A 26,475-nucleotide genomic window follows, 5' to 3' on the forward strand; every position below is an offset into this window, starting at 1 on the left:
GACCAGAGGTCAGCCTCAGAACTCGCTGGTGTCGATGTCGAGTTCGAACGGCTCGGGCAGCGCGTCGATGGTGTGCTGGTGGGCCCAGGAGTGCGCCACCGGGGTGGCGACTCCCTCGATGGTCTCCGTTTCCACGGGAGGAAGCCCATCGGCGTTTCCGAGGATCACCGGCTCTGGTCAATGGAATAAGCGCTTGCTTGGAATCGGGCGCGTGCAGCCGTGGAACCCGAGCGCTCCAGGAGATGTCATGGCCGGAACCAACCGTCAGATACGCCTCGCCCGTCGGCCGGTCGGGGAGGTGCGGCCGGAGGACTGGACGCACGGGGAGGAGGCGGTTCCGGAGCCCGGGGACGGGGAGTTCCTGGGGCGGACGCGGTACGTGTCGCTGGATCCGGCGATGCGCGGGTGGCTGGACGACCGGCCGTCGTACCTGCCGCCGGTGGGGCTCGGCGAGGTGATGCGGGCGGGCCCGGTGGTGGAGGTGGTCGCGTCCAACCACCCGGGGTTCCGGGTCGGCGACCACGTGGTCGGCAGCTTCGGGGTGCAGGAGTACGCGGTGTCGGACGGCAGGGGCGCGCTCACCGTCGATCCCGCGCTCGCGCCGCTGTCGACGTACCTGGGCGCCCTCGGGTTGCCCGGCATGACGGCGTACTTCGGGCTGCTGGAGGTCGGGGCGCTCAAGGAGGGCGAGACCGTCGTCGTCTCCGGCGCCGCCGGGGCCGTAGACAGCCTGGTCGGGCAGATCGCCAGGGTGAAGGGCTGCCGGGTGGTCGGCATCGCGGGCGGCCCCGCGAAGTGCGCGCTGCTCACCGGGGAGCTGGGCTTCGACGCCGCGATCGACTACCGCGCGGAGGACGTCCGCAAGGCGCTGCGCACCCACGCCCCGGACGGCATCGACGTGTACTTCGACAACGTCGGCGGCCCGGTCCTGGACGCCGCACTGACCCGTCTGGCGCTGCACGCCCGGGTGGTGGTCTGCGGCGCGATCAGCCAGTACAACAACGAGGGCGCCGTGCGGGGCCCGTCCAACTACCTGTCCCTGCTGGTGCGGCGGGCCCGGATGGAGGGCTTCGTGGTGTTCGACTACGCCCGCCGGTACCCGGAGGCGGCCGCCGAACTCGCCGGCTGGATCGCGGACGGCCGGATCAAGGTCAGGGAGCAGGTGGTGGAGGGCACCGTGGACGACTTCCCGGACACCTTCGGGATGCTGTTCCGGGGCGAGAACACCGGCAAGCTGGTGCTGCGCCTGGCGTGAGGCTCCTCGGGCGGCCGCCACCCCGTACGGCCGCCCGAGTTCACCAGGCCGACAGGTCACCGAGCCGAGAGCAGGTCACCGAGCCGACGGCAGGTCAGAGCAGGCGGCAGGTCAGAGCAGGCGCTTGATCTCGCCGCGCGCCCGGTAGAAGCCGCCGGAGGCGGACTCCCGCACCTCGGCGACCAGGTAGCGGGCCCCGGCGATCCGGACGTCCTTGGGGAACTGCACCCGCCAGGACGGGTCGTAGCCCTGCGACACCACCCGCACCCGCAGCCGGGCGCCGTCCTGGACGCACTCGACCTCGATCTCGCCGCCGGTCCTCTCGGCGGTCACCGTGACCGTCTCCAGTCCGGCCCCGGCCAGCACCGGCTCCCGGTCCGCGCCCTTGACCTCGGCGGTCTTCGGCAGCGTGCCGCCCTCCGCCGCCCGCACCGCCTGCTCACTGGCGTCCAGGCAGGCCAGCGAGCCGTCCGTGGTCACCAGGTAGAGCCGGCCGTCCCGGTACTGCATGCTGTACGCCGAGCCGCAGCCGGTGGCGAGCTTCCACAGCCGGGTGCCGTCGGCGGCGAAGCAGTACACCGAGGAGTGGTTGTCCCCGGCGAAGACGTACTCGCCGTCCGGGGAGGCCGCGCAGGAGAAGACGGCGGCGTCGCAGCGGTAGGCGGCCACCTCGGCACCGTCCGACTTGCGCAGCCGGTGCACCCAGCCGCGGCCGGTGCCGGCGAACACCTCGTCGGCTTCCTGCCAGCCGAACAGCACCTCGCCCTTGGTCGGGGTGTGCCACCGCGGGTCGCCGCTGCGGTTGTCGTAGCGGGCGACGCCGCGCGAGTGGCCGTGGTAGACGCCGTCGGCGTCGCAGCGCACCATCCAGCCGGCCCGGCCGTCGGCCTGGCGGCGCCACTGGAACTCGTCCTCGTGGTCCACCGTGGTCAGTCCGCCGCGCTCGTCGGCGACGCCGAGCACGCCGTCGTGGATGTCGAGCCAGAAGATGTCCACGTCCTGGGCTATCTCGTACGCCACCCGCGGGACCTTGCCGCCCAGGTCGTACACCTTGCCGTCGTCGCAGCCGGCGTAGATCCACCAGTCGTCCGCGACGATGCACTTGACGCCGTCCGGCAGGCCGTAGCGGGCCGTCACCTCGCCGTCGTGGGTGAGGGTGTAGACGTCGCCGCGCTCGTTGCCGACCCAGGCGTGCTCCTCGCCGACGAAGATCCCGAAGGCGGGCGAGCCGGAGCGGAAGCGCCAGAGCAGCGGCGCCTGACGGGCGGTCGAGCCGCTGCTGACGATCTGCCGCCTGGTCACCGACCGGCGCTGGCGCACACCCCGGACGGCCGGGGCGTACCCCTTGCGGACCTTCTCGCCGATCTTCTTGGCCGCCGACGCGGACGCCTTCTCCGGGCTCGGGTACGTGGTCGACTTGCTCTGCCCGGGCTCACCGATCCGCCCATACCGCACCGTCACCACCTGGCCGGCGAGCCGCACCTCGTAGAACTTGTGCGCGCTCCCCTCGTCCTCGGACAGTTCGAGGTACGTGACCTGCTCTTCCACGGCGACGGACACGGCGGGGTCCCCTTTCGGGCAAACGGAGATGGGGGCGTCGGGCGGGACCGGCCCGCCGACATCACCAAAGCTATCGCCAGGCACCGACAGCCGGCCCTGGTGAGTGCCGGCGGGTGCCGGTCCCGGCGCTCCGCGGACCGCCCGGGGTCAGTACAGCCCGGCCAGGAGGGCGCGCAGCCGCTCGTCCTCGCTGATGATGTCGTACGCGAGGCCGGAGGTGACGATCCGGCCGTCGCGTTCGACGAGATCGCCGACGTACCGGCCCAGGTCGATGTCCCCGGCGGCGGCGAGCGTGTGCAGGGCCTCGCAGCCGCCCGTCACGTCGGCGCCCGACTCGACCGACCGGAGCGCGGCCTCGGCGAGGCGGCCGAGGTCCACGGTGTCGGGGCCGGCGATGTCGAGCAGCGCGAGGACGGCGCCGGCGGCCTTCTCCGGGTCGTCGAGCAGCGCCTCCAGCCGGGGTATCAGGTCCCGGCCGGCCGCGCCGAGGGAGGCGGCGGCGCGCAGGGCGCGGACCACCGTCCAGCGGGCCCACAGCCGTGTCCCGGTGGTGCGGTCGAGGACGGAGGCCAGGATCCGGACGGCCTCCTCCGCGTCGCCGTCGATCTGCCAGAACGCGCGGGCCGTCGCGATGTCGGCGTCCAGCTGCGGGGCGGTCGGCTCCGGGTCGTCGCCGACCGCCGCGAGCAGGGCCGGGAGCAGCCCGGCGGCGGCCGCGCCCAGGTCGGCGGCGGCCTGCGCCGCCTCGGCCCGCTCGCGCGAGGACGCCAGCCGTTCGGCGACGGCGTCGAGCAGGAGGCCGGGTTCGCCGGTGACGTCGTAGTGGGCGCGGGCCACCTGGAGCGGACCTGCCGCGGACCGCAGCCCCTCGGCGGCCCGGTCGCGCACCTCGGGTGGGCCGCCCGCGGCGACGGCCGTGACAGCGGAGGCCGCGTAGGGGAAGTGCGGCAGCACCGCGCACAGTTCGGGCAGGCCGACAACCGCCCGCGGGCCCCACTGGCGCAGCAGGTGGACCAGGTTGGCGGTCTCGTTGTTGCCGAGTCCCTCGACGGCCAGCCGGGCGCGGACGGCGGCGAGCAGGTCCCGGTCGAAGGGGAAGGCCGTGGCCCCGGAGTCACCTGCGGCGGCGCGGGCGAGCGGGCGTCTTTCGAGGTCGCGGGCCAGCAGCGGGGCGGCCTGCCGGGGGTCGATCCGGACCAGCGCGGCGAGGGCCCGGTCGGCCGCCGCGTCGTCGGGCAGGCCCGCGAGTCCGAGCAGCCGGGGCGCGGCCTCGGCGGCGAGCGGGCCGAGCTTGGCCAGCAGGCTCGCCGCCGCGTCCTGGGCGGCGAGCGGGGCGATGGCCGGGATCAGCCGCGGCGGGGCGCTGCGCGAGACGTAGCAGGCGTGGTCGGCCGCCCACAGGGCCTCGGCCCGCACCTCGGGGCGCGGGTCGCCGAGTGCGGCCTCCAGCAGGGCGAAGGCCGCCTCGCGGTCGGCGTCGGTGTCGCGGTCCAGCAGGGTGTCGACGACCGTGTGCAGCAGTTCCTCGTGGTCCTGGCTGTAGTGGTCGACGGTGTGCTCGCGGGCGGGAAGCAGGCCGAGCACGGCCGCGTGGTGGCCGGGCCCCCAGCGTTCCCCGTTCCTCAGGCAGACCAGGACCGCGGCCAGCCGCAGTGGCACCGCGGTCTCCTCACCGAGCAGTGCCCGGGCCGCGTCGGCGGCCGTGCCCGGGTCCAACCGGCCGAGGGCGACGAGCAGTTCGGCGGCGACGTCCGGATCCCGCTCGGCCGCCCAGCGCTCCCGCAGGGCGGCCACCGCCCCGCTCTCGCCGGTGTGGCCGACGGCCCAGGCGGCGGTCAGCCGGACGGCCTCGTCCGGATCCGACAACATCGGGAGCAACAGCGGAAGTTGGGCGACCACCGCGGCCCGGACGGCGCCCTCGGCGGCCTCCCACTCGTCCTGGCTCTCGGCCAGCCCGCCGAGCAGGCCCAGCACATCCACCGTCCGGATCCCGGCGGCGGCGATCCTGGCCAGGAACGGCACGGCGTCCACGCTTGCCGAGTACACCGTGCCCTGGTGGAGGATGCTGACGTACAGCTCGGAGACGGCCTCCCCGGCCGCCCCGTCGTCGCCCTCGGCGAGTTCGCGCAGCAGGTCGGGCAGGTCCCCGGCGGGGCCGTAGGCGTGCGAGACGGCGGCCCAGGGGTGGTCGTCGAGCCCGGCGAGGGCGGCGGTGAGATCCATGGGCGCGATCCTCGCAGCCGGGACCGACAACTCCACCGGCCGGCCGGTGAACCCGGTGGCCCGCTCCGCCGCCGGAGGGGGCCGTTCGGTGGAACGTGTGGACCGCTCACCCCCGTACGGGTGATCAGCTGTCACGGGGGCCTGCTGTCACGCCGCCCGGTGCCCGCGTGCGGGGCCGGCCAGCAGGTCGGCCCGCTCGTGCTCGGTGAGCCCGCCCCACACGCCGTACGGTTCACGGGTCAGCAGGGCGTGCCGGCGGCACAGGGCCAGCACCGGGCACCGGCGGCAGACCCGCTTCGCCGCGTCGTCCCGCTGCTCGGCGGCGGTGCCCCGCTCGTTCTCCGGATGGAAGAAGACGGTGCTGTCGGCAGTGCGGCAGGCGGCGCTCAGCTGCCAGTTCCAGTGGTGCTCGACCGCCCCGGGGAGTCGGGAGACGTCTGTCATGGCCGTGTGTCCCTTCAGGTGAGCGACCGTCACAGGTCGGTGTGCCGTGCGTGTGACCCGATCCGCCGGGTTCATGCACGGCACTTCGCGGCCGGATCCCCGGACATCGCGGCAGACCCCTCTCGGACGCGGGACCGGAGGCGGCCGGCATCGCGAGGGGGCGTTGTCAGTGACCCGCGTTAGGCTCCCAGGACCCTGAGGAAACACCGGGGCCCGCTCCCTCGAATTCGCCTACGGGGAGCGGGCACCGGCTCGCACCGGTGTGCCGTGGGCCGGGCACGGTGGCCCGCGGGGCCCGGGGCGGGCACTGCCGACGACCGGTGCCGGCGGTTCGCCGAACGGCCCGCGGCGGGGCGGCTTCAGCGCAGGAGGGTGGCGAGGAGTTCGGCGATGGTGGGGCCGGCGTCGGCGGGGTGCCGGAGCTGCTTGCTGGTGATGACGCTGTAGTGGTTGGTGCGGCCGCGGCGCTCGTGGCTGAGGTATCCGGCCTGTTCGAGGTCGACGATGATGCGCTGGACGGCGCGTTCGGTGAGCAGGCAGCAGGCCGCGATGTCGCGCACCCGGATGCCCGGGTCGCGGGCGATCTGGACCAGCACGCGGGCGTGGTTGGTCAGGAAGGTCCACTGCCGTTCGGTCGCCGTGCCGTTGTCCATGCCTCCACGATAGGACCCAGGTTTCCTGACAGGCGAAACACGACAGAAGATTCGTGCATTGGTTGACATGTCTGCCGGACGGGCGAAGAGTGGGGGGAGAACCCGCACCGCTTCCGCAGCACGACCGTGCGGAGGCCGTCGTCTGGAGATGGTGTGCGTGGACCCGATGAACAGGCACGAGCCGGAGGGACTCGGGTCCCTGCCGGCCGAACGCACCGGCCCGCCCGGCGAGCCCACCCGGGGCTCGCTCCTCGTGCCGCTCCAGCCGGGCGCCCGGCCGAGGCGGGCGACGGCGCTTCCGTGCCTGGTGGCGGAGACCGTCCGGGTCGGTGACGCCCTCGTGTGCTCCTTCACCGGGGACATGATCCTGGACAGCGAACCGGCGGCCGCCCGAGCCCTGGGCGCGGCACTCGACCGGCGCCCTGCCCTGCTCGCCGTCGACCTGGCCGGCGTGGAACTCTTCACCTCCACCGGCCTCAACCTGCTCCTCACCGTCCGCCGGCGCGCCCTGGACGCCGGCGTCCCGCTCGTCCTCGTCGCCCCCTCCACCAGGACAATGCGGGTCCTGGAGCTCACCGAGACCACCGCGCTGTTCCCGGTCCACGCCACCGCGGAGGAAGCCCTGCGGCACCGGCCGCCGGACACGCCGTCCGGATGACCGGACCGCCCTGGCCCGGCCGGGCGGCCCTCCCGCGTCGGCCGGGAGAACCGTCCGCGGGGGCGCCGCTCGTCGACGCGGGCCGGGCTGGCAGGCTGTGCCGTTCGGGGCGCTGCCGGGCGCCCCTCGGCGAGGGGGTACCGGTGGTGGACGGATCGGCGGATCGGCGCGTGCCGCCTCTGGACCCGCAGGTGCGGGCGGCCCTGACGGCCGCCGGCGAGCGGGCCCGGCAGGTGCTCACCCCCGAGGACCTGGTGGCCTGGCAGGAACGGGACGCCGCCGCCCGGCCGCGTCCGGCGCTCGACCGGCTGCGCGACGACGGCCGGTTCGAGGTCGAGGAACTGCGGGTGCCGCGGGGCGACGGCGAGGGCGAGGTCACGCTCGTCAGCGCCCGGCCCGCCGGGGTCCGCGAGGAGCTTCCGCTGCTGTACTACCTGCACGGCGGCGGGATGGTGACCGGCAACGCGTGGTCCGTCCTGCCACGGCTGCTGCGCGGGTGGGCGCTGCCCCTGGGCCTGGCCGTCGTTTCCGTCGAGTACCGGCTGGCGCCCGGCACCCGCTTCCCCGGCGCCGTGGAGGACTGCTACGCCGGACTCGTCCGGGTGGCCGGGCACGCGGACGGGCTGGGCGTGGACGCCCGGCGCGTGGTCGTCGGCGGCAAGAGCGCCGGCGGCGGCCTCGCCGCGGCCCTGGCCCTGCTGGCCCGCGACCGCGGCGGTCCGGTGCCGGCCGGCCAGCTGCTGCTGAGCCCGATGCTCGACGACCGCGGCGACACCTTCTCCAGCCACCAGATGACCGGCCACGACACCTGGGACCGCACCTCCAACGCCACCGCCTGGCAGGCCGTGCTCGGCCACCGGTACGGCGCCGCCGACCTGTCGCCGTACGCCGCTCCGGCCCGCGCCACCGACCTGTCCCGGCTGCCCGCGGCGTACGTCGAGGTCGGGTCCGCCGAGACGTTCCGGGACGAGGCCGTCGCCTACGCGAACGCGATCTGGCAGGCGGGCGGCGAGGCCGAACTGCACGTGTGGCCGGGCGCCTGCCACGGCTTCGACACCCTGGCCCCGCACGCGGCCCTCAGCCAGGACGCCCACGACGCCCGCACCCGCTGGCTGCGGCGCGTCCTCCGGCGGTGAGCCCGGCTCCGAGCGGTCCGACCGGCGCCGAGCCGCGCACGCCGGCCGGACTCGCCGGTCAGAGCCAGCCGCGCTCGTCGGCGACCCGCAGGGCCTCCGTGCGGTTGCGGGTGCCGGTCTTGGCGATGGCCGAGGAGGAGTAGTTGCGGACCGTCCCCTCGGACAGGTAGAGCTTCGCGGCGATCTCGGCCACCCCGGCGCCGGGGCGGGAGGCGTTCAGCACGTCCCGTTCGCGGGCGGTGAGCGGGGAGGAGCCGGCCGCGAGGGTGGCGGCGGCCAGCTCCGGGTCCACCACCCGCTCACCCGCCGCGACCCGGCGGATCGCGTCGGCCAGCACCTCGGCCGGGGCGTCCTTGACCACGAAGCCGAGCGCGCCCGCCTCCATGGCCCGGCGCAGGTAGCCCGCGCGGCCGAAGGTGGTGAGGATGACGACCCGGCACCACGGCGCCCGCTGAGCCAGTACGGCGGCCGCCGCCAGGCCGTCCAGTCCCGGCATCTCGATGTCGAGCAGGGCGACGTCCGGCCGGTGCTCCGCGGCCGCCTCCGCGACCTGGTCGCCGCGGCCGACGGCGGCGACCACCTCGAAGTCGTCCTCCAGGTCGAGCAGGGCGCGCAGCGCGGTCCTGACCAGTTCCTGGTCCTCGGCGAGCAGCAGGCGGATCGTCCGGATCGTCATCTCGTCCCTTCGTTGCCGGTCCCGGGCCTGCCGGGGTCAGGACCGTCCGGCGGGACGGTGACCAGCAGCCGCCACCCGTGCGGGTCCAGCGGGCCTGCCTCGACCGTACCGCCCGCCGCGCCGACCCGTTCCCGCAGGCCGGTCAGGCCCTTGCCGGCGGTTCGGTCCAGGCTGATGCCGCCGCCGTGGCCGCCGGTCCCGTCGTCGCGGATCTCCACCGTGGTGGCGGTGAGCAGCACCGAGCAGCGCCCGGCCCTGGCGTGCCGGACCACGTTGGTGATCCCCTCGCGCAGCACCCAGCCGAACAGTTCGCGCTCCCCCGGCGCGACCGCGTCCGCCGCCGTCGGCAGGTCGGCCACCACCCCGGCGGCGCGCAGCAGTTCGCGTCCGCGGGCGAGTTCACCGGCCAGGGTCACCTCTCGGTAGCCGGTGACGGCGGCGCGCACGTCGGACAGCGTCTGGCGGGACAGCGTCTCCACGGCGGCCATCTCCGCCACCGCCTGGTCCAGGTCCTTGACCGCCATCCGTTGCGCGAGGCGGGACTTGACGGTGATCGCGGTGAGCGAGTGCCCCAGCAGGTCGTGCAGGTCCCGGGCGATCCGGTTGCGCTCGGCCTCCGAGGCGAGCCGCGCCACCTCGGCCCTGGCGGCGACCAGGGCGCTGTTGGTGGCGGCGATCTCGGCGAAGGCGCCGCAGGTGAGCGAGGTGAACAGCAGGGCCAGCGCCTGGAATCCGCCGGGCCCGGTGTGCCAGGGACGCACCGCCCAGGGCACCACCAGCGCGGCCACCGTACCGGCCGCCACCGCCCTCGCCGCGTACCCGCGCCACCGGATCGCGACCGCGGAGACGACCACGGTGGCGAGGAAGAAGGAGTCCTCGTGGGCGAACGGCAGCACGGCCAGGAAGAGCGCCGTCATCACCGCCAGCAGCGGAGCGATCCAGCGCGGCCGACCGCGCCCGAGGGCGAGGGCCAGCAGCGCGTAGCAGAGGCAGAACGCGACGACCACGGCGTACCCGGCGATCGCCGCCGCGCCGGAGACGGTGCCGTTCACGGCCACGGCGGTGAGCGCGGGGAAGACCATCATCCCGCTGCCCAGCAGGAGGCGCCGCCGGCCCTGCCCCCAGCCCTCGACGGGGTGCGGCGGGCCGTCCCGGCCGGGGGCGGCGGCCGGGCTCTCGTGCACGGGGTCACTCCCGTGCACGAGGTCGTGGTCGCGATCGGTCACCCTTGCGTCCCCTCCTCAGAGCCTGGCGAACAGGCTACGCAGGTGCCGTCCGTTGACCACCGCGGCCACACCCAGCAGGGCGAGCCCGCACACGGCCTGCTCGGCCTTCATCCACACCGGGAACGTCCCGGGCAGGGCGACGATGGCGGTGATCGCGACGATCATGACGGCCGAGAGGATCCGCAGCCGCCGGAAGGCTGCCCGGGAGCCGTTGGCGGCCCGGCCGGTCAGCAGGAGGGTGAGCGCGGCGCTGGCCACGACGATGGTGCCGCGGACCAGCACCGCGTCGTTGACCACCGCGTGGTGGTCACGGAGGGCGATGGCGGCCACCAGCGTGACGACGCTGAGGCCGAGGTAGGCGAGCACGAGCCGCCTCACGGTACGGAAGGCCCGACGGGTGTCGGGGTGGTGCAGGTCGGTGGTGGTCATGGCATCCATGCTGCTCGCCGACCGGGTGCGCGCAGCAGTGTGCTCGCGCACCGGTACACCGTGACAATTGTCAGTGCCCGGCGGACTGGTCGACGTGGGGATCAGGCCGTGTAGCGGGCCGTGTGGTAGCCGCCGCGGGCCGTACGGTCCACCTCCTCGGCGCCCCAGGTGTGCGGCACGGCCAGGTTCCAGCGGGCCCGCAGGACCGCGTGCTCCTCGCGGTTCCCGGTCACGTACCACTGCCCCATCCGGCACCACGCCAGCGGCTCGTCCGCCTCCGTGGCCACCGCCCGCACCAGCTGCGCCGCCTGCCGGGCCACCTGCGCCTCCAGCGCGGCGTCCTCCGCCTCCAGGATCTGGTTCATCCGGTACGTGGCCTGGTCACCGTGGCGGAGTACACCTCGTGCAGGTCGTAGTCCCCGGTGTAGAGGTACTGCTTCCACCGCGGAACGGCCTTCAGCTGGGCCAGCTCCGGGCCGCCGTCCCGCGCGTTCATGTCGATCGGCACGTACGGCTCGCCGCCCGCGCCGGTCCGGACGATCCCCAGGACCTGGACCGCCGGGGGCGGGTTGTCGATCCGTACGCCGATCAGCCCCTGCGCGTCCCAGTGGCCGACGAAGCCGCTCAGGTCGTGCTCCTCCAGCCAGTTCAGCACCAGCTCCGAACCGCCCTCCGCCCGCGCGTACTTCTTCTCGACGGACGAGGGCTTGATGGAATTCTCCAGGATCGTGTGCGGCTTCGGCTTGGCGCCTTCCTCGATGCGACGGATGGAGAACTCCCCGGTCTCGCGGACGGCGATGGTGTACTTGTGCCTCCGGCACACCGCGGAGATCGGGGCCCAGTGGTCCTTCCACACGATGTCCCGCAGGGCGGCGGCCCGGCCGCGGGACGTGACGTCCCGCCCGTCGTACGTGGCGGCCTCACAGACCCTCAGCACGTTGTCCGGGGTCAGCTGCCGCGGCCGCGTCGGCGCGGCGGCCCGGCCGTCCGGCGCGCGCTGGATCCCCGGCAGTGCCCGGCCGTCCGCGCCTGTGCCGTCCCGGTGCCCGGCGATCATGCGCGCCGTCGCCGCGTTGCCGACGGTGCGCTGGAGGGCCGCGCCGGACTGCGCGGACGCGGCCCCGTCCTCGGGTCGTGCTCCGGTGCCGGACCGTCGGGCCCGGGCCCCGTCGCGACGAGGATCCCCCACCCTCTCCGGCTGTTCCCTCAGGTGCATGCCGAACCCCCTCGGTCCCGTTCGGCTCCGTTTATACAGCGGGAGCCGGGCGGGCGCGGAGTGCGGTTCCGGACCCGGCCGCCGGATCCGACGGTTCGTAACACCCGGCCGACGCCGCCCGTTCCGCGTCCAGCAGGCACACCATGTGCAGCTTCGCGACCGCCCGCCCGTCGACCAGCACGGCCCTCGGCTCCCGCCCCCACACCTCGAACCCGCAGGCGGTGTAGACCCGCAGGGCAGGTTCGTTGCCCTCCGAGACCGTCAGCAGCACCTGCCGCAGCCGCCCGTCCCGCGCCGCCGTGCGCAGCACCTCGCGCACCAGGGCCCGGCCGATCCCGCGGCCGGCGGCACCGGGGGCCACCGCCATGCCGTACAGCGTGCCCTTGTGCCGCTCCTGGCTGCGCCCCGGCACCTTGAGCCCGGCGGTGCCGACCAGCACGCCGGTGCTGTCGAAGGCGCCGAACAGCGCGCCCGGCCCGTCCCCGGCCTCGGCCAGCCGGCGCAGCGTCGCGGACAGCGGCCTGACCGCCTCCTCCGCGTGGCTGGAGGTGAAGGCGCTCGGCGACTCGCGCAGCGCCGCCAGCCGGAAGGCGCGGTACGGTGCGGCGTCCGCCACGCCGAGGCGGCGCAGCAGCACGGGGCTCCGGTCGCGTTCAGCCGAGGCGGACACGGGTGCACCTGGTCACGTACGGCAGGGCGATCTCCTCCCGGCCCGCGAGGTCCGGGTGGGTGGCGAGCAGCTGCTCGACGTCGGCCAGCAGGCGCACCCGCTCCTCCTCCGGCAGCGCGATCACATAGCTGCGCGAGGCGACCATGTCGACGATCCCGGCCCGGGTGGTGACGTGCTCCCAGCGGATCTCCAGCCGCTCGGGCTCGCCGAACGGCGCCGGGAGGACCGGCCGGGTGTCGATCCGCTGCGGTGCCGAACGGTGCATCAGCACGCCCAGCGCGGCGGCCCACGGCTCGGACTCGTCCCGGACGTTCCACACCAGCGCGAGCGTCCCGCCGGGGGCGAGCACCCGGGCGATCTCCGGCACCGCGACCGCCGGGTCGAACCAGTGCCAGGCCTGCGCGACCACCACGGCTTCCACACTGCCGTCCGGCAGCGGGATCCGTTCGGCCGAGCCCGCCCTGACCGCCGCCTTCGGCACCGCCGCGGCCAGCCGCGCCCGCATCCCCTCGTCGGGTTCGACCGCGACCACGTCCAGCCCCGCCTCGACCAGCAGCCCGGTCAACTTGCCCGTCCCGGCGCCCAGATCGAGCACCCGCCGCGCCTCCCGGGGCACCGCCGAACCGACCAGCGCCCGCGGGTAGCCCGGCCTGCCGTGCTGGTAGGCATCGACCGCGACCCCGAAGGACCGCGCCCGCAGCCGCCCCGCCCACCGCCGGGTGGCCCCCTGCCGTGTCATGCCGCAGGCCCGCCCGATCTCCTCCCAGGTCGCCTCCCGCCCGCGCCGCAGCTCCTCCACCAGCTCCGTCCGCCGCTCCTCCAGCGCTTCGATCACCTCCGACAACCGCCGCAGGCCCTCCGCCCCGCCCCCGCCGGCCACGTCCTCCGCCACTCGCCGTCCACGATCGCCTGTGCTCATGGCCCGGCACTGTACGGGCCTGCGGCGGAGGGCGTCAACAGTCATTGCTGGTGAAGGCAACAGATGTTGCCTGCCTTTCGAGCCCCGGCCATGGTGCGACCGGGGCCGCCGGCGGTCCGTCGTCACAGCCGGAGGGTGAGCGCGAACTGGGGCAGCGCCAGCAGGAGCAGGACCGTCCCGGCCTCGATCCAGCGGTACTTCGCGCGGATGATCGCACTGGTGCCCGCCAGTGCCGAGAGCAGCGGACCCGCCGGGTCGTGTCCGGCCCGCTCGAAGGCCCGGCGCAGCCGCTCGGGACCGGCGCCCGGGGTGATGTGCTCGAAGTAGCCGGGACCGTCCGCGCCACCGCCGCGCCCCTTGCGGTGACGCGGCACGAGCGCGGAGGCGAAGCAGCCGACGGCCAGCAGCGCGCCGGCCACGGCGCTCCAGCGCAGCAGCGGGACCGTCCAGGCCGGAGATCCGGGGCCGACCCCGCCGTCCGAGGGGATGAAGGTGGCGAGCACCGCGCCGGTGAAGGCCAGGAAGACGGCGGCCTTGGTGTCAGCCCGGACGAGTTCCGCGCTGTTGGCCGCCATCAGGCGCTCCATCGCCGAGAGCGAGGACGGGGACGGGGACGGGGACGGGCCTGGCGGCGCGGCGGGCCCGCGGGACCGGACCACGGGCAGCCGGGGCGCCCTGCCCACGGAACGCCTGCGGGCGACGCGCCGCGCCGGCTCGCGGCGCACGCCGGCCCGGGTCACCGCGGCACCCCGTTCGGGACACCGCCGGACCAGCCGTTGACGTGGGAACGAACCTTGGCGAAGTCCGGCCCCGGAGCCTGCGGGGCCGGACCGGGGACCTTCCGGCCGAGGGCGACCAGGCGGTCGCGCAGGATCCTGGACAGCTCGTCCTGCTCCTGTGCCGTCAGCGTGCCCAGCATGCCCGCCATGTCGTCCTGCCAGGTGGTCTCGCCCCGGAGCAGTTCGGCGTGCTTGACCACCCAGTCGAGGACGTCGCGCACCTCGTCGGGCTTCCTGGCGAGCCACAACCCCGCGAGCGCGAGCGGGCCGTCCTGGACGGCCCGCCGACAGAATCCGTACTCCTCCTGGCTCTTGGCCATCCAGTCGAAGGGCACGTCCGTCGCATCGGGCTCCCCCAGCCTCAGTTCGTTCCCGTGCTCGCGGGCGAACACGTCCGTGACGCGGTAACTGAGACCGAAGTGGGGCAGCACGTAGGGGGCCGCGAGGTACTGCACCAGTTCCTCGGGGCCCAGCCTGGCCTGCGCGGCGGCGAACTGCTCGTTGAGCTGGCGCAGGCGGCCTTCGAGATCCTTGCGGACCGGCAGCCAGCCCCGGCTGGTCCGGGTGCGCACGACCTGCGCGGCATCGTGGACCCACCACAGGACGTGGACCTCCACCGATTCCGTCCCGTACGGAGTGGGGAGACGGACCGCCCGGATGTCCGGGCGCTCGTCCAGCTCGACCAGGTACGCCCGGTCGAATCCGCGCAGTCCCAGCCGAGGGGCTGCTCCGCTCTCCTCCTCCGCGTCGGCCGGCCCCGGGCGGATCTCCCCCAACTGGTGGTGCATCCCGGCCCGGTCCCGCAGGACCAGGGCGAGGTCGCGCCGCCCGGACCAACGGTGCCGGAGGATCTCCCGCCAGGGGGCACGCGTGGCCTGGGTGTAGACGGGCGGGTCAGTGTCGACGGTCATCGGGTCCTCCGGACACGGGGTCGGTGGGGTACGGCTGCGGCTCGCCGTGCCGCCAGGCCTCCAGGGCGCGGTGGGCGATGTCACGGCCGACCAGGTCGGGGTCGTCGCTGCGATCGATCTCGACAAGCAGCCTCAGTTCACCGGGGCGCATCTCCTGGGCGAGCACCGTCAGGAGCAGCTCCACGGCGGCACGGAGCGGCTCGGCCCAAACCGCCGCGCGGCACCAGCCGAGCAGCCTGTAGCTCGTGCGAACGAAGAGCTTCTCGTCGTTGAGGGAAGCCCTGACACAGGAGATCACCGCGTCCGTGAACTCACCTTCAGGACTCAGCTGTCGTTGGAACCAAGACGGCTCCCACAGCAGTTCGGGGAATGCCATGTGCGCGAGTTCGGCGTCGCGCCCCCGTTCGACTGACCACTCCATGAGCTGGCGGAAGACCGCCGACTGGTTTCCTGCCGTGAACAGCCTCTCCAGGGACGAGTGCACTGCCCTGGCGACCGCGCCCTCGTCCTCTTCCTCTCCTCGGTAGCAGCGCCGGAGAAGTGAGAGCGCAAGCTCCGGCCGCGATACCCCGAAGTCCCTGCCGCAGGCATCGGCCACGGTGGAACGGAGCCGCCAGCCGCCGTTGACGCTCCACCTGCTGAGACGGAACTTCACCTCGCCGGCGAGGATCGGGTCCTGTGCCGCGATCCCCAGCGCGTACGCGGCCGTGCTGCGGCTCTGAAGGTGCTCGGACCGGGCCAGGTCGTGGATGTGGCGAAGCGCCCGCCGACCACCGCTCCATCCGGTGGACAGACCGACCACACGGCCCATGGGCTCGGCGAGGTCGGGCTCGTTACCGGGGACATTGTCGATCCACTCGGTCAGGAGCCCGGACACCTCTCCGTACTGCCGCCACACGTACCGCAGCACCGTCTCGGCCTGCCGGTGCCGCTTGAAGTGGACCGGCTCCACCGTGTAGGCGTAGCTTGAGGTCTCCCGCATCTCGCCCGGCGAGCACTCGGCGCGGATGGTCTCCAGCAGTTCGTCCAGCGATCGGCGGAAGACGAACCGAGGGTTCGGACTGGGCTCCTCACCGCGTCCGCTCCGCCCGTGCTCACCATCGCCCTCCGCATTCGCCCGCAGGACCAGGTCGAGGCGGCCGTCGGCCAGCTTCAGCAACCGGTCGGTCTCCTCCCGGACGATCCGGTGGTCGAGCCCTTCCAGGACGCTCGTCACCAGCAGGAATGCCAGAGCGTCCGGGTCCTCTCGGAGCTTCTTCAGGAGGTCGGGAACCTCCGTCTCCGCGAGGAAACTGAGCCGCTGGCCGAGGTCGGCCAGGTCGGGGCCGTCGTCACCGGAGCGGCCTACCTCGTCGACGAGTTCGGCGACCTGGGCCGGCATCAGCTCGGGTGCCAGGAGCTCGTCCAGGTCCGGTTCCAATCGGTCCAACAGCGCCTGGCGTCGCCCCTCGTCGAGCACCACAGCCTCCAGACGCGAGTCGAAGACCGCACGCGGCAACGGGGGCGTGTAGTTCACCGGGCTGATGTCCGCGTCGCGCGCCAGGCCACGCAGCCGGTCGGCGTCGCAGGGAAGCATGACCACCATATGGGCCTCGGCGTCGTTCAACCGCTGACGAAGCCTGGCGATCGCCGCCGGCCCGAGTCGCACCGCCGGCGACAGGCCGTGCACCAGATATCCACGCACCCCGTTCTGGCTGGGCTGCCAGGAAGACAGGTCCGAGTCACTGTCGAGCGCGCGGAGCGCCACGCTCTTCCCGCTGCAATCGAACAGCAGGTTCAGGGCCGTGGTCCGGCGTCCGCTGCCGGGTTCCCCGGCGAGGAAGAGCAGGCGGGAACTCAGCCTCCTCTTCGCCTCCGGGAAACAGCCCGGCTCCGCGAAGCCGGTCCGGGCGGCCAGCACCTCCTGCACGGAGATGGGTCCGTCCTGCGCCTCCACCCGCTCGGCGCCGCCCGGGGCGGCCCCGGCACCGTTCTCGACGCGCTGGCCCCCGTGCACCGAGCCGGTGTTGATGTTTCCGTTCGGCGCGAAGATGACGAACGGCGCCCTCCCGCGTCCGCCCATGGCGCCGGACCGGTCCGCGAACTCGCCGTGGAGGTCCTCGAAGTCCTCGAACTCGAGGTCGTCCGCTTCACCCACCTTCCCGGCCGCGCCCGCGCCCCGCTCGGGCGCGGCACTCTCCGGCCCGTCCGACGGCCGGGCACCGCCGCCGGACGGCCCTTCGATCGCCGGGCGCTCGTCGGGGTTCACCGGTGGTGCTCGTTCTTGTCGCCGTGGACGGTGTCGCCCTTGTTCCCCGTCACGTAGTCGCCGCCGAAGCCCCCGAGCGAGTCCCCGCGCACGAAGTCGCGCCCCGCGTACGGGCCGCTGGCGTTGGTGACGCTCTGGCCGCCGTGCACCGTGCCGGAGTTCAGGTTGCTGCCGTCGCCCCGCTGGGTCACGACCGTCCGCGGTGCGCGGCGGCCCTCCGGGCGTCCGGCCCGCGGTTCGCCCGGCTTCCGTCCGTCCGGCCCCTCCTGTTCCGCCACGACGGCGTCGCCGAGGATCCGCCGGTCGTACAGGTTCCCCGACGGCGTGGGCACGTACAGCCACGCCTGCTGGTCGAAGCGCTTGCCCTCCACCGTCGCCGGCACCTCGATGAAGTGGTCGGGGTGGCGCCCGGTGTAGCCGCCGGCCACCGCGTCCTGGTAGCACCGGTCGGACAGGATGGCCGCCACGTGGGTGATGCTCTCGTTGGAGGCGGCCAGCATCGCCTTCACCGGACGGGAGTCGAGCAGCCGGTGGGTGTCGTTGCGCGGGGTGCCGTTGCCGTCGAACTCGCCGCCCTCGTCCGGGAGCGGGCCGATGTGGAGGCTGACCCGCAGCCGGATGCGCACCGTCCCGACGGAGTGCACGTTGAACTCCGTGAGCACCTCCTGGAGGGTGTTCAGCCAGGGGTGGATCAGGAAGGGCATCCAGGCCGGGTCGAAGCCGAACACGTACCCGTCGCCGGTCGAGTTCGGGAACCGCCGCTCCTGCCAGACCTCGGCCAGTCCGGCCCGCTCGAAGGACCACTGGAGCACCTCCGGCACGGACTTGCTGATCACGCCGTGCTCGATCGCCGGGTACCCGGTGAAGTCCTTGGCGTCCACGGCGACGATGCCCCGGTACGGCGGGAGGTGCCGGCTGCGGCTGTACGGCAGGGCGCTGGCCTCGGGCATCGGCTGGTCGAACTCGGTCATCTCTGCTCCTTCGTCGTTCCGTGCTGACCTTGCGTCACCAAGCTTCGCGAGCCGGCGCCGCGCGGTGTGCCCAGTCGGTGCGGAAAGCGGGTGACGGAGGTCACACGGGAAGGAGGGCTGGGCGTCAGCCACCGGGCGGCGCGGCCGCGCTGCGGAGGGCGGGGAGATCGCCGAGGGCGATGGACTTCCGGCCGGCGTCGACACCGTTGGCGGCCAGGGCCCCGAGGGCCGCGGTGACGGTGTTCCGGGACACCCCGAGGTGCTGGGCCAGTTCGTCCCGGGTCAGGGCGAGTTCGATCCGGCGGCCGGCCGTCGCCGCGGGGCCCGCGGAGAGGTCGGCGAGCGCGACCAGGGCTGCCGCCAGCCGCGGCACGACGTCGCCGCCGGTACGGGCCAGGTCGGATTCCCGCAGCCGGCCCATGGCGTAGCGGACCATCACGGGGAACAGCTCGCGGTCGGCGACGAAGCGCAGGAAGACCGCCTTGGCGAGGACCGCGACCGTGCAGTCGGAGATCGCCTGGACGCTCGCCGAGCGGACGCCGTCGTCCAGGACGGCCACTTCCCCGAGGAGTTCGCCCGGGCCCCGGAACGCCAGCAGCCGGACGTCGCCGTTGCGTTCCCGCCGGCTCACCTTGGCCACTCCGGCCAGCAGGGCGAGGACGTGGGTGCCCGGTTCGCCCTGGCGCAGCAGGGTGGCGCCGATCGGGTGGCGGCGCTCGAACGCGTCCTCCAGCATGTCCGTCCAGACCGCGTGGCCCATGAGGTGGCGCAGGGTCCGGCCGGGCCGGTCCGGTGGGCGGCTGCCGTGATCTGTCATGCGGTGACCCTAGGGTCACCGCGCCCGGCACGCAGGGGAATCCGGGCCCCGGGGCCGGGTTCGGCAGGCCCGGCGGTGCGGCCTCGTCCGGGTGGTTGCCATGTGTCGGGTTGACCGGGTTGGCCGCCGTAGCACGAACTCCTCGGGAGGTGGCTGGACTTGGCGAGGAAACCCTTCACATGAGCGAATCCGGAGCGGGTCGGCGGCGCGCGGGCGCCGGGGCGAGAAGCCTGGTGGATGGGCGCTGGCCGGTCCGGTTGCGACTGGCGTGCGAGATGTCGGGGTTGTCCGGCACGTTGCCACAAGTCGGTTGCGGGACGGTATTTTTGACTTTGGGTCAGGATGTCCTGAACTTGGCTATGCTGCACCACCAAGCCACCGGAGCCGGTCACCGCCCGTCCCCCGTACTGTTCCGATCGTCTGAGGATGCTGAATGCTTCGAGCTGGATCGTCACCCGCCAGACGGCGCCGCGCGCCACTGCTCGGCTGGCTGCTGCCGACGGCCGTGATGGCCTCGGCCGTGGCGGTCGCCGCGGTGGTGGTGTCCGCCGGGGCCAGGGCCGGGGTGCTGTGGTGCGGGGCGACGGGCACCGTGCTGGTGGCCGTGGTGGCCGCCGAGTCGGCCCGCCGGGGGCGGGTGCTGAGTGAGTCACGCGACCGGCACTCCCGGCAGCTGGAGGAGTTGCAGCGCCGCCTGGCCGGCCAGGAGGACGAGCTGGACCGGCTCGGCCGGGGCGAGCTGGGCAGGATCGTCGCCGGGGCCCGGTACGGGTACTCGTTCGACGTCCTGACCCGCCCGCTGGAGACCGGCGACGCGCCAGTCTCGCCGCGCTTCCGCCGCTCCCTGGTGAACCTCGCCGAGGGCGTCGCCAAAGCCGTCGACGACGAGGCCAGCCGGCGCGACTCGGCCGAGCGCGCCTTCGTCAACATCGCCCGCCGGGTGCAGGCCATCATCCACCGGCAGGCCAAGGACCTGCGGGAGATGGAGGACCGGCACGGCAACGACCCCGCCGTCTTCGACGACCTGCTGCGCCTGGACCACGGCAACGCGCTGACCGGCCGGCTGGCCGACAGCATCGCCGTGCTGTCCGGCGCCCGCCCCGGCCGCCAGTGGACCCGTCCGATCGCGCTCTACAGCGTGCTGCGCGGCGGCATGTCCCGGATCCTGGAGTACCAGCGGGTGGACCTCCACCCGGTGGCGCAGATCTCGGTCACGGGACCGGCCGTCGAGCCCCTGATCCACGCCGTCTCCGAACTGCTCGACAACGCCACCCGCTACTCCCCGCCGCACACCCACGTGCACCTGAGCGCCTCCGAGGTGCAGAGCGGCATGGCGATCGAGATCGAGGACGGCGGCCTCGGCCTGACCGACGAGGCCAGGCTCCGCGCCGAGCGGGCGATGCGCGAGGCGATGGTCTCCAAGGACTTCGACGACCTCACCGAGTCACCCCGGCTGGGCTTCGCCATCGTCGGCCGGCTCTGCCAGGCGTACGGCTTCCAGGTCTCGCTGCGCCGCTCCGCGTACGGCGGCGTGCGGGCGGTGCTGGTCGTGCCGCAGGAGCTGCTCACCACCGCGCCGCCGACCGGGCGTGCGCACGGCATCGGCGCCTTCTCCGGCCCGCGACCGCTTCCGCCGAACCCGCCGCGGCACGCGGCCCCCGGCCGCCCCTGGGGCGCCCGGACGACCTCGGCGGGCGTCGGGCCCTCGTACGGCTCGACCAACCCGTGGGGGCCCTCCGTCTCGGCCTCCGGGGACGATGAGGTGATCGTGACCGAGTGGACGCCCAACGGCCTGCCGCAGCGCCGGCGGAGCCGCCCTTCGGTGCCCAGGGGCGGGTTCGCCGCCAGGCCCGCGGGGCCGCCGGCCCAGGCGCCGCGCCATGCCTCCGCCCCGGCCCCGACTCCGGTCCCCGCCAAGGAACCGAAGCAGCCGGGCCTGTGGCTGGAGGCGTTCATGGACGGCATCAAGGGCACCGGCCCCGCACCGTCCGGGCGCACCCCGGACGCCGGGCGCGGCACCGACGGCGGGCAGACCGGTGCCGGACAGCCAGGCCCCGGACAGCCTGGCCCCGGACAGCCGGATGCCGGGCACATCAGCGCCGCACAGACCACTGAAGAGACGGCAGGGAAAGGCGAGCAGTGATTCCGCACCGCAGCAACATGGACTGGATCCTCAACGACCTCGCGCACAGCGTCCCGTGCGTACGCCACATCATCGTGCTGTCCGCCGACGGCCTGCGGATCGCCCAGTACGGCACCGACCCGGACACCGCCGACCGCCTCGCCGCCGCCTGCGCCGGGCTGCAGAGCCTGGCCGGCGCGATCGGGCACGAGTTCCCGCACGGCGACGGCTCGATGCGGCTGGTGGTGATCGAGGTGGACGGCGGCTACTTCTACCTGATGGCGGCCGGTGACCGGGCCTACCTCGCGGTCCTCGCCGACGAGGGCGTGGACGCCGGGCTGGTGAGCCACCAGATGCGCGACCTGGTCGCGAGGATCGGCGAGCACCTGTCCACGCCGCCGCGCAACCCCGAGGTGGTCGCGTGAACCGGCGCCCGGCACGGCCCGCCGCCACGGGCTTCGGCGGCGGGGCGGGCACATGAACGAGCACAGCGGGACGGGTACATGAACGAGCACAGAGAGGCGGTGGCATGACGGCCGAGCAGGGCGGCTGGGAGGGCCCCGAGCCCGACCGGCTGTACGTGATCACCCGGGGCCGCAGCAGCCCCGCGGGGCCGGGGGTCTTCGACCTGGTCACCCTGATCGTCTCCCGCGCGGAGCCGACCCTCGCCCACCAGCCGGAGCACGCCGCCATCCTGCGGCTGTGCCGCTCCCCGCTCTCGGTCGCGGAGGTCTCCGCCTACCTGGAGCTGCCCGCCAGCGTGGTCACCGTCCTGCTGGCGGACCTGCTCGACGACGGGCTGATCGAGGCCCGCTCCGCCGCCGTGCCCGCGGCGGAACTCCCCGACCGTGCCCTGTTGGAGGCGGTGATCCATGGACTTCAGCGGCTCTGACACGGTGGCCGGTCCGGCCGGCGCGGACCTGCTGCCCGACACCGTCACCACCGCCGTCAAGGTGGTGATCGTCGGCGGCTTCGGCGTCGGCAAGACGACGCTGGTCAGCGCGGTCAGCGAGATCCGTCCGCTGACCACCGAGGAGACCATGACCCAGGCCGGCGTCGGCGTGGACGACCCGACCGGCGTCGAGCAGAAGACCTCCACCACCGTGGCCATGGACTTCGGCCGGATCAGCATCAGCGACCGGCTCGTCCTGTACGTCTTCGGCACCCCCGGCCAGGAGCGGTTCTGGTTCCTCTGGAACGGCCTGTTCGAGGGCGCCCTGGGCGCGGTGGTGCTGGTGGACACCCGCCGGCTGGAGGTCAGCTTCGAGGTGATCGGGCGGCTGGAGGAGCGCGGCGTGCCCTTCGTGGTGGCCGTCAACAGCTTCCCGGAGTCGCCCTCCGTCCCGCTCGACGAGCTGCGGAACGCGCTGGACCTGCCGGCCGAGGTGCCGATCGTCGCCTGCGACGCGCGCAGCCGGGAGTCCAGCCGGGACACCCTGATGACCCTGATGCACTACCTGTACGAGCTGGCCGCCCCGCGCACCGGCTGATCCGACGGCCCGTCCGTCCGACGCCCGTGCCAGACCCCCGCGACCGACCCCCGCGACCGACCCCCGCGACCGGAGACTCCGTGACCACCCCCTTCCCCGAACCCTTCGTCCCCACGTACACCGCTGCCGCCCCGCCGCCCGGGTGTCCGGCCCACGCGGGCGGCGTCGGCCCGACCGGCCCCGGCGGCCTGCGCCGGCTGTACGGCCCCGAGGCCGAGACCGACCCGGCCGGCCTGTACGAGAAGCTGCGCGCCGAGCACGGCGAGGTGGCCCCGGTGCTGCTGCACGGCGACCACCGGGCCTGGCTGGTGCTCGGCCACGGCGCCAACATCACCGTGATGCGCACCCCCTCGCTGTTCTCCCGGGACTCCCGGCTGTGGAGCGCCTTCCGCAACGCCGAGGTGCCGGCGGACTCCCCGCTGCTGCCGGTGGTCGCCTGGCAGCCGATCTGCGTGTTCGCGGACGGCGAGGAGCACCGCCGGCTGCGCGGGGCGCTGCTGGACGGCCTGAACGGCTTCGACCGGCGCGGCATCCGCCGCCACGTCCGCCGCTTCACCACCGACCTCGTCCAGGTGGTCGGGCCGACCGGCGAGGCCGAGCTGATCTCCCAGTTCGCCGAGCACCTGCCGATGCTGGTGATGACCAAGCTGCTCGGCATGCCCGACGAGTACGGTCCGCAGCTGGTGACCGCCGCCCGGGACCTGATGAAGGGCACCGAGACGGCGATCGCCAGCAACGAGTACGTGGTCGCCGGTCTGCGCCGGACCATCGCCATCCGGCGCGACAGCCCCGGGGACGACCTGACCAGCCGGCTCCTGGCGCACCCCGCCGGGCTGACCGAGGACGAGGTGATGGAGCACCTGCGGGTGGTGCTGCTGGCGGCGAACGAGACGACCGTCAACCTGATCGCCGACTCGCTGAAGATGGTGCTGACCGACCCGCGCTTCCGCGCCCACCTCTCCGGCGGGCAGATGACCCTGGGCGAGGCGCTGGACCAGGTGCTCTGGGACTCCCCGCCGATGTCCCTGGTGGCGGGCCGCTGGGCGACCGCCGACACCGAGCTGGGCGGTCAGCTGATCCAGGCCGGGGACCTGCTGCTGCTCGGGCTCGCGGCGGGCAACGTCGACCCGGTGGTCCGGCCCGACCTGGCCGCCCCGCTGTACGGCAACCGCTCCCACCTGTCCTTCGGCGCCGGGCCGCACGAGTGCCCGGGCCAGGACATCGGGCGGCACGTCGCCGAGGCCGGGATCGACATCCTGCTGACCCTGCTGCCCGACGTGCGGCTCGCGGTGCCGGAGGAGGAGCTGAGCTGGAGCTCGGCCTGGATCTCCCGGCACCTGACGGCACTGCCGGTGGAGTTCACCGCCCGCGACATCGAGCCCGACCCGGTCTCGGTGGCCGAGGCGGAGCGGGCGGCGAACGAGGCCGCGGAGCGGGAGTCCGGGGCCCCGGCCGTCCCGGCGACCCGGAGCGCCGAGGCCGGCGGAACGCCGGAGCCGGTCGCCCCGGCCGTCCCGGCGCAGCGCCGCGGTTGGTGGGACGTGCTCACGGGCCTGTTCCGGCGCTGACGGGGGCCACCCCGACAGCGATCGGACCCGTCAGCCCCGCCCGTCGGTCCGGCTTCGGTACAGCGTGAAGGTGTCCACCGGGCTGAGGTCGCCGTGCGGACCGTCGAAGGTGTAGTAGGTGACCCGCATGGTGGTGGTGCCGCCGCGCCGGTCGCCGGGGTCGACGTCGAAGGCGGCGAACCCGTGGGTGTGGGTGCGGTCCTGGTGGGCGGCCCACGGCGCTTCCTCGGTGAGCCAGACCGACTCCCGGTACGGCGCCGGCGGACGCGGCGAGTCCTCCAGGGCGACCACCACCCGGCCCCTGGGCTCGGGGAACAGGTCGTCCTGGGTGGTGGCGGCGTTGCCCCCGGTGCCGATGACCATGTGGACGGTGCCGCGCCCGGTGTCGATCAGGTCGGTCCTGGTGTCGACCGGCACCGGGGTGCGGGTGTCGTTGGGCAGGGTGCCGCGGACGGCGTGCGAGCGCTCGTAGTAGTGCTCGTGGCCGCAGACCACCAGGTCGACCCCGTAGGCGTCGAACAGCGGCCCCCAGGCCTCGCGGACCCCGAGGTCGCCGCCGGCGCCGTGCCGCGAGCTGGACATCATCGGGTGGTGCATGCACACCACGATCCAGTCGATCGACCTGTTGCCCCGTGCTGCCCGCAACTCCCGCTCCAGCCAGCGCTGTTGGGCGCCCCCGGAGTAGCCGCGCAGGTAGCTGTCGCCGGAGTCCTGGACGGCCACGTCGTCGTTGGCCAGGCTGACGAAGCGCACCGAGCCGACCGTGAAGGCGTACCACATGCCCCTGGTCTCCTCGTCGGCGGAGGCCGTGGGGTCGGGCAGCGAGAAGTAGGTCTGGTAGCCGAGGGCGCCGATCGGCCCGTTGCCGCCCTCGTTCTCGCCGTTGCCCGCGCAGGGCATCCAGGGGCGCAGCCGGGCCGAGCGGCTGTTGTTGATGAACCAGTCGGCCCAGGTGGCGGTGCGGCCCTGGCCGTGCCGGCCGCTGTAGGAGGCGTAGCAGAGGTCGCCGTTGACCAGGTTGAACAGCGGGCCGACGCGTTCCACGGCGGCGACGATGTCGGCGGAGTGCGCGGTGCCGACCTGGCTGCTGGTGAACACCGGGTACTTGCCGAGCGGCGAGGGCACGCCGTCCGGGAAGACCACCCGGCGGCGGAGGTTGGGGGTGGCCTGGTCGCCGAAGCTGGTGAAGGTGAAGGGTGCCCGGCCGCGCGGGGCGGTGGTGAAGCCGCCCGTCTCGGGGTTGGCGCCGTCGTGGCCGGCGCTGTAGAGGTACGTGGTGCCGGGGCGCAGGCCGGTGAGGCGGGCGTGGTGGACGTACACCTCGGCCTGGTCGACGGCGTCCCGGTAGGTGCGGGTCTCGGCGTCGACGGAGCGGCCGAGGCCGCCGTCCGGCGAGCCGTAGCGGACCCGCGGGCGGCGTACGGACTGCGGGGTGAGCCAGGAGACGGTCATCTCGGTGGCGGGGTCGGTGCCGAACTGGAGGTGGAGCCCGGTCACGCTGGGCGCCCCGGTGCGGTGCGGGGTGCTCAGCAGCAGCGGGCCGGCGGGCGCACCGCCGTCCGGCGCGTCCTCGGCGGGCCGGGCGGCGGCGTTCGGTGCGGCCCCGGCGCCGGCCGCCACCAGGGCGGCGCCGGCCACCGAGGTGCCCCTGAGGAGGGATCTGCGCGGGATCGTCATGGTGTTCAGGCCTTGCGGCCGACTCCGCCGTACGCCGAGACCTTGTGTTCCGTCACGGCCGCGTCGGCGTCCGGGTGCCAGTGGTTGACCGGGACCACGCCCGGCTCGTCCAGTTCCAGCCCGGCGAAGAAGCGTTCGACGCGTTCGCGCGTGCGGAAGTGCAGGGTGATCCCGGCCTCCGCGTAGCGGCGGGTGGCCTTGTCCATGCGCTCCGGCGCGATGTCGGCGGTCCCGGCGGTGAGGGCCAGGAAGCTGCCGGCGGGCAGGGCGTCGAGGATCTTGCGGACGGGCGGGTGCGCGGCCTCGTCGGAGAGGAAGTGGACGATGTTGATCAGGGTCAGCGCGACCGGCTGGGAGAGGTCCAGGGTGGCGGCCACCCCCGGGTCGGCGAGGAACCGCTCGGGTTCCTGGAGGTCGCCGTGGACGTAGGCGGTGCGGCCCTCGGTGGTGCTGGTGAGCAGCGCGCGCGAGTGGGCGAGCACGATCGGGTCGTTGTCGACGTAGACGACGCGGCAGGCCGGGTCGACGGCCTGGGCGATCTCGTGCAGGTTGGGCGCGGTGGGGATGCCGGTGCCGATGTCCAGGAACTGGCGGACGCCGTGCACTTCGGCGAGCCGGCGGACCATCCGGTGCATCACCGCGCGGGCGGCGGTGGTGTCGGCGCGCGCGCCGGGCAGGTCGGCCATCACGCGGTCGCCGACCTCGCGGTCGGCGGGGAAGTTGGTCTTCCCGCCGAGCAGGTAGTCGTAGACCCGGGCGGAGTGCGCCCTGTCGATGCGCAGGTCCACCTGCGGCGGTGTCTCGAAGCCGGGCTCGGTCAGCCAGCT

26 protein-coding genes are annotated in these 26,475 nt (G+C 74.1%); 8 read left to right on the forward strand and 18 right to left on the reverse strand.

The window, feature by feature from the left end:
* Positions 1–247 precede the first annotated feature (247 nt).
* Positions 248–1,255 carry an NADP-dependent oxidoreductase gene (locus ACIQOW_RS09335; protein ID WP_401081727.1) on the forward strand — a complete coding sequence of 336 codons (1,008 nt, stop codon included), beginning with the start codon at positions 248–250 and terminating at the stop codon, positions 1,253–1,255.
* A gap of 111 nt (positions 1,256–1,366) precedes the next feature.
* On the opposite strand, the gene ACIQOW_RS09340 is transcribed toward ACIQOW_RS09335, so the two are convergent.
* The 4 genes from ACIQOW_RS09340 to ACIQOW_RS09355 form a co-directional block, all read right to left on the reverse strand.
* Positions 1,367–2,815 carry a WGR domain-containing protein gene (locus tag ACIQOW_RS09340; protein ID WP_401081730.1) on the reverse strand — a complete coding sequence of 483 codons (1,449 nt, stop codon included), beginning with the start codon at positions 2,813–2,815 and terminating at the stop codon, positions 1,367–1,369.
* A gap of 147 nt (positions 2,816–2,962) precedes the next feature.
* Positions 2,963–5,038, reverse strand: coding sequence for a HEAT repeat domain-containing protein (locus ACIQOW_RS09345; protein WP_401081733.1), 2,076 nt, complete (start codon positions 5,036–5,038; stop codon positions 2,963–2,965).
* Positions 5,039–5,185: 147 nt separating this feature from the next.
* Positions 5,186–5,482: a WhiB family transcriptional regulator gene (locus ACIQOW_RS09350; RefSeq protein WP_401081736.1), complete on the reverse strand. Its 297-nt coding sequence runs from the start codon at positions 5,480–5,482 to the stop codon at positions 5,186–5,188.
* A 359-nt stretch (positions 5,483–5,841) separates the two neighbouring features.
* Positions 5,842–6,135 carry a helix-turn-helix transcriptional regulator gene (locus tag ACIQOW_RS09355; protein WP_401081738.1) on the reverse strand — a complete coding sequence of 98 codons (294 nt, stop codon included), beginning with the start codon at positions 6,133–6,135 and terminating at the stop codon, positions 5,842–5,844.
* A gap of 166 nt (positions 6,136–6,301) precedes the next feature.
* Between ACIQOW_RS09355 and ACIQOW_RS09360 the strand changes: the two genes are divergently transcribed.
* Positions 6,302–6,793 carry an STAS domain-containing protein gene (locus ACIQOW_RS09360; protein ID WP_401082852.1) on the forward strand — a complete coding sequence of 164 codons (492 nt, stop codon included), beginning with the start codon at positions 6,302–6,304 and terminating at the stop codon, positions 6,791–6,793.
* Between the two features lie 170 nt (positions 6,794–6,963).
* Positions 6,964–7,929: an alpha/beta hydrolase gene (locus tag ACIQOW_RS09365; RefSeq protein WP_401081741.1), complete on the forward strand. Its 966-nt coding sequence runs from the start codon at positions 6,964–6,966 to the stop codon at positions 7,927–7,929.
* Positions 7,930–7,987: 58 nt separating this feature from the next.
* Here the strand turns inward: ACIQOW_RS09365 and ACIQOW_RS09370 are convergent, their stop codons facing one another.
* The 12 genes from ACIQOW_RS09370 to ACIQOW_RS09425 form a co-directional block, all read right to left on the reverse strand.
* The gene (locus tag ACIQOW_RS09370; protein WP_401081744.1) at positions 7,988–8,605 is read right to left on the reverse strand and encodes a response regulator; all 618 of its coding nucleotides are present in this window, start codon (positions 8,603–8,605) and stop codon (positions 7,988–7,990) included.
* Positions 8,602–9,831 carry a sensor histidine kinase gene (locus ACIQOW_RS09375; protein ID WP_401081747.1) on the reverse strand — a complete coding sequence of 410 codons (1,230 nt, stop codon included), beginning with the start codon at positions 9,829–9,831 and terminating at the stop codon, positions 8,602–8,604. Before ACIQOW_RS09375 ends, ACIQOW_RS09370 begins: the two co-directional genes overlap by 4 nt.
* A gap of 15 nt (positions 9,832–9,846) precedes the next feature.
* The gene (locus ACIQOW_RS09380; protein ID WP_401081750.1) at positions 9,847–10,260 is read right to left on the reverse strand and encodes a hypothetical protein; all 414 of its coding nucleotides are present in this window, start codon (positions 10,258–10,260) and stop codon (positions 9,847–9,849) included.
* A gap of 101 nt (positions 10,261–10,361) precedes the next feature.
* Positions 10,362–10,625, reverse strand: a complete 264-nt coding sequence (locus tag ACIQOW_RS09385; RefSeq protein WP_401081753.1) for a hypothetical protein — start codon at positions 10,623–10,625, stop codon at positions 10,362–10,364.
* The gene (locus tag ACIQOW_RS09390) at positions 10,622–11,449 is read right to left on the reverse strand and encodes a hypothetical protein (RefSeq protein WP_401081755.1); all 828 of its coding nucleotides are present in this window, start codon (positions 11,447–11,449) and stop codon (positions 10,622–10,624) included. Before ACIQOW_RS09390 ends, ACIQOW_RS09385 begins: the two co-directional genes overlap by 4 nt.
* Before the next feature lie 58 nt (positions 11,450–11,507).
* The gene (locus ACIQOW_RS09395; protein WP_401081758.1) at positions 11,508–12,146 is read right to left on the reverse strand and encodes a GNAT family N-acetyltransferase; all 639 of its coding nucleotides are present in this window, start codon (positions 12,144–12,146) and stop codon (positions 11,508–11,510) included.
* The gene (locus ACIQOW_RS09400) at positions 12,130–13,065 is read right to left on the reverse strand and encodes a class I SAM-dependent methyltransferase (protein ID WP_401081761.1); all 936 of its coding nucleotides are present in this window, start codon (positions 13,063–13,065) and stop codon (positions 12,130–12,132) included. Before ACIQOW_RS09400 ends, ACIQOW_RS09395 begins: the two co-directional genes overlap by 17 nt.
* A gap of 122 nt (positions 13,066–13,187) precedes the next feature.
* The gene (locus ACIQOW_RS09405; RefSeq protein WP_401081764.1) at positions 13,188–13,640 is read right to left on the reverse strand and encodes a Pycsar system effector family protein; all 453 of its coding nucleotides are present in this window, start codon (positions 13,638–13,640) and stop codon (positions 13,188–13,190) included.
* 161 nt (positions 13,641–13,801) lie between these two features.
* The gene (locus ACIQOW_RS09410) at positions 13,802–14,755 is read right to left on the reverse strand and encodes a hypothetical protein (RefSeq protein WP_401081767.1); all 954 of its coding nucleotides are present in this window, start codon (positions 14,753–14,755) and stop codon (positions 13,802–13,804) included.
* On the reverse strand, positions 14,739–17,003 hold the full coding sequence (locus ACIQOW_RS09415; protein ID WP_401081770.1) for a hypothetical protein: 2,265 nt from the start codon (positions 17,001–17,003) through the stop codon (positions 14,739–14,741). The genes ACIQOW_RS09410 and ACIQOW_RS09415 overlap by 17 nt, the downstream gene beginning before the upstream one ends.
* On the reverse strand, positions 17,000–17,974 hold the full coding sequence (locus ACIQOW_RS09420) for a hypothetical protein (RefSeq protein WP_401081773.1): 975 nt from the start codon (positions 17,972–17,974) through the stop codon (positions 17,000–17,002). The genes ACIQOW_RS09415 and ACIQOW_RS09420 overlap by 4 nt, the downstream gene beginning before the upstream one ends.
* A 124-nt stretch (positions 17,975–18,098) precedes the next feature.
* Positions 18,099–18,791, reverse strand: coding sequence for a Crp/Fnr family transcriptional regulator (locus ACIQOW_RS09425; protein WP_401081776.1), 693 nt, complete (start codon positions 18,789–18,791; stop codon positions 18,099–18,101).
* 433 nt (positions 18,792–19,224) lie between these two features.
* Here ACIQOW_RS09425 and ACIQOW_RS09430 point away from each other — a divergent pair, with 433 nt between their 5' ends.
* From ACIQOW_RS09430 to ACIQOW_RS09450, 5 genes are all read left to right on the forward strand, one after another.
* Complete coding sequence (locus ACIQOW_RS09430) at positions 19,225–20,934, forward strand: sensor histidine kinase (RefSeq protein WP_401081778.1); 1,710 nt, start codon at positions 19,225–19,227, stop codon at positions 20,932–20,934.
* 17 nt (positions 20,935–20,951) lie between these two features.
* Positions 20,952–21,338, forward strand: coding sequence for a roadblock/LC7 domain-containing protein (locus ACIQOW_RS09435; protein WP_188296815.1), 387 nt, complete (start codon positions 20,952–20,954; stop codon positions 21,336–21,338).
* Between the two features lie 104 nt (positions 21,339–21,442).
* A complete protein-coding gene (locus ACIQOW_RS09440) occupies positions 21,443–21,805 on the forward strand; it encodes a DUF742 domain-containing protein (RefSeq protein WP_401081781.1) in 363 nt (120 codons plus the stop codon).
* Entirely contained in the window at positions 21,786–22,403 is a 618-nt protein-coding gene (locus ACIQOW_RS09445; RefSeq protein ID WP_188296817.1) for an ATP/GTP-binding protein, read from the forward strand. The genes ACIQOW_RS09440 and ACIQOW_RS09445 overlap by 20 nt, the downstream gene beginning before the upstream one ends.
* A gap of 80 nt (positions 22,404–22,483) precedes the next feature.
* A complete protein-coding gene (locus ACIQOW_RS09450) occupies positions 22,484–23,971 on the forward strand; it encodes a cytochrome P450 (RefSeq protein WP_401081783.1) in 1,488 nt (495 codons plus the stop codon).
* Between the two features lie 30 nt (positions 23,972–24,001).
* On the opposite strand, the gene ACIQOW_RS09455 is transcribed toward ACIQOW_RS09450, so the two are convergent.
* Both ACIQOW_RS09455 and ACIQOW_RS09460 read right to left on the reverse strand, forming a co-directional pair.
* Positions 24,002–25,648 carry a purple acid phosphatase family protein gene (locus tag ACIQOW_RS09455; protein ID WP_401081786.1) on the reverse strand — a complete coding sequence of 549 codons (1,647 nt, stop codon included), beginning with the start codon at positions 25,646–25,648 and terminating at the stop codon, positions 24,002–24,004.
* Positions 25,649–25,653: 5 nt separating this feature from the next.
* Positions 25,654–26,469 (reverse strand): SAM-dependent methyltransferase, encoded by an 816-nt coding sequence (locus ACIQOW_RS09460; RefSeq protein WP_401082856.1) that lies wholly within the window; start codon positions 26,467–26,469, stop codon positions 25,654–25,656.
* Between the last annotated feature and the right edge of the window lie 6 nt (positions 26,470–26,475).

The sequence above is a fragment of the Kitasatospora sp. NPDC091335 genome, from assembly GCF_044757205.1.
Lineage (GTDB): Bacteria > Actinomycetota > Actinomycetes > Streptomycetales > Streptomycetaceae > Kitasatospora.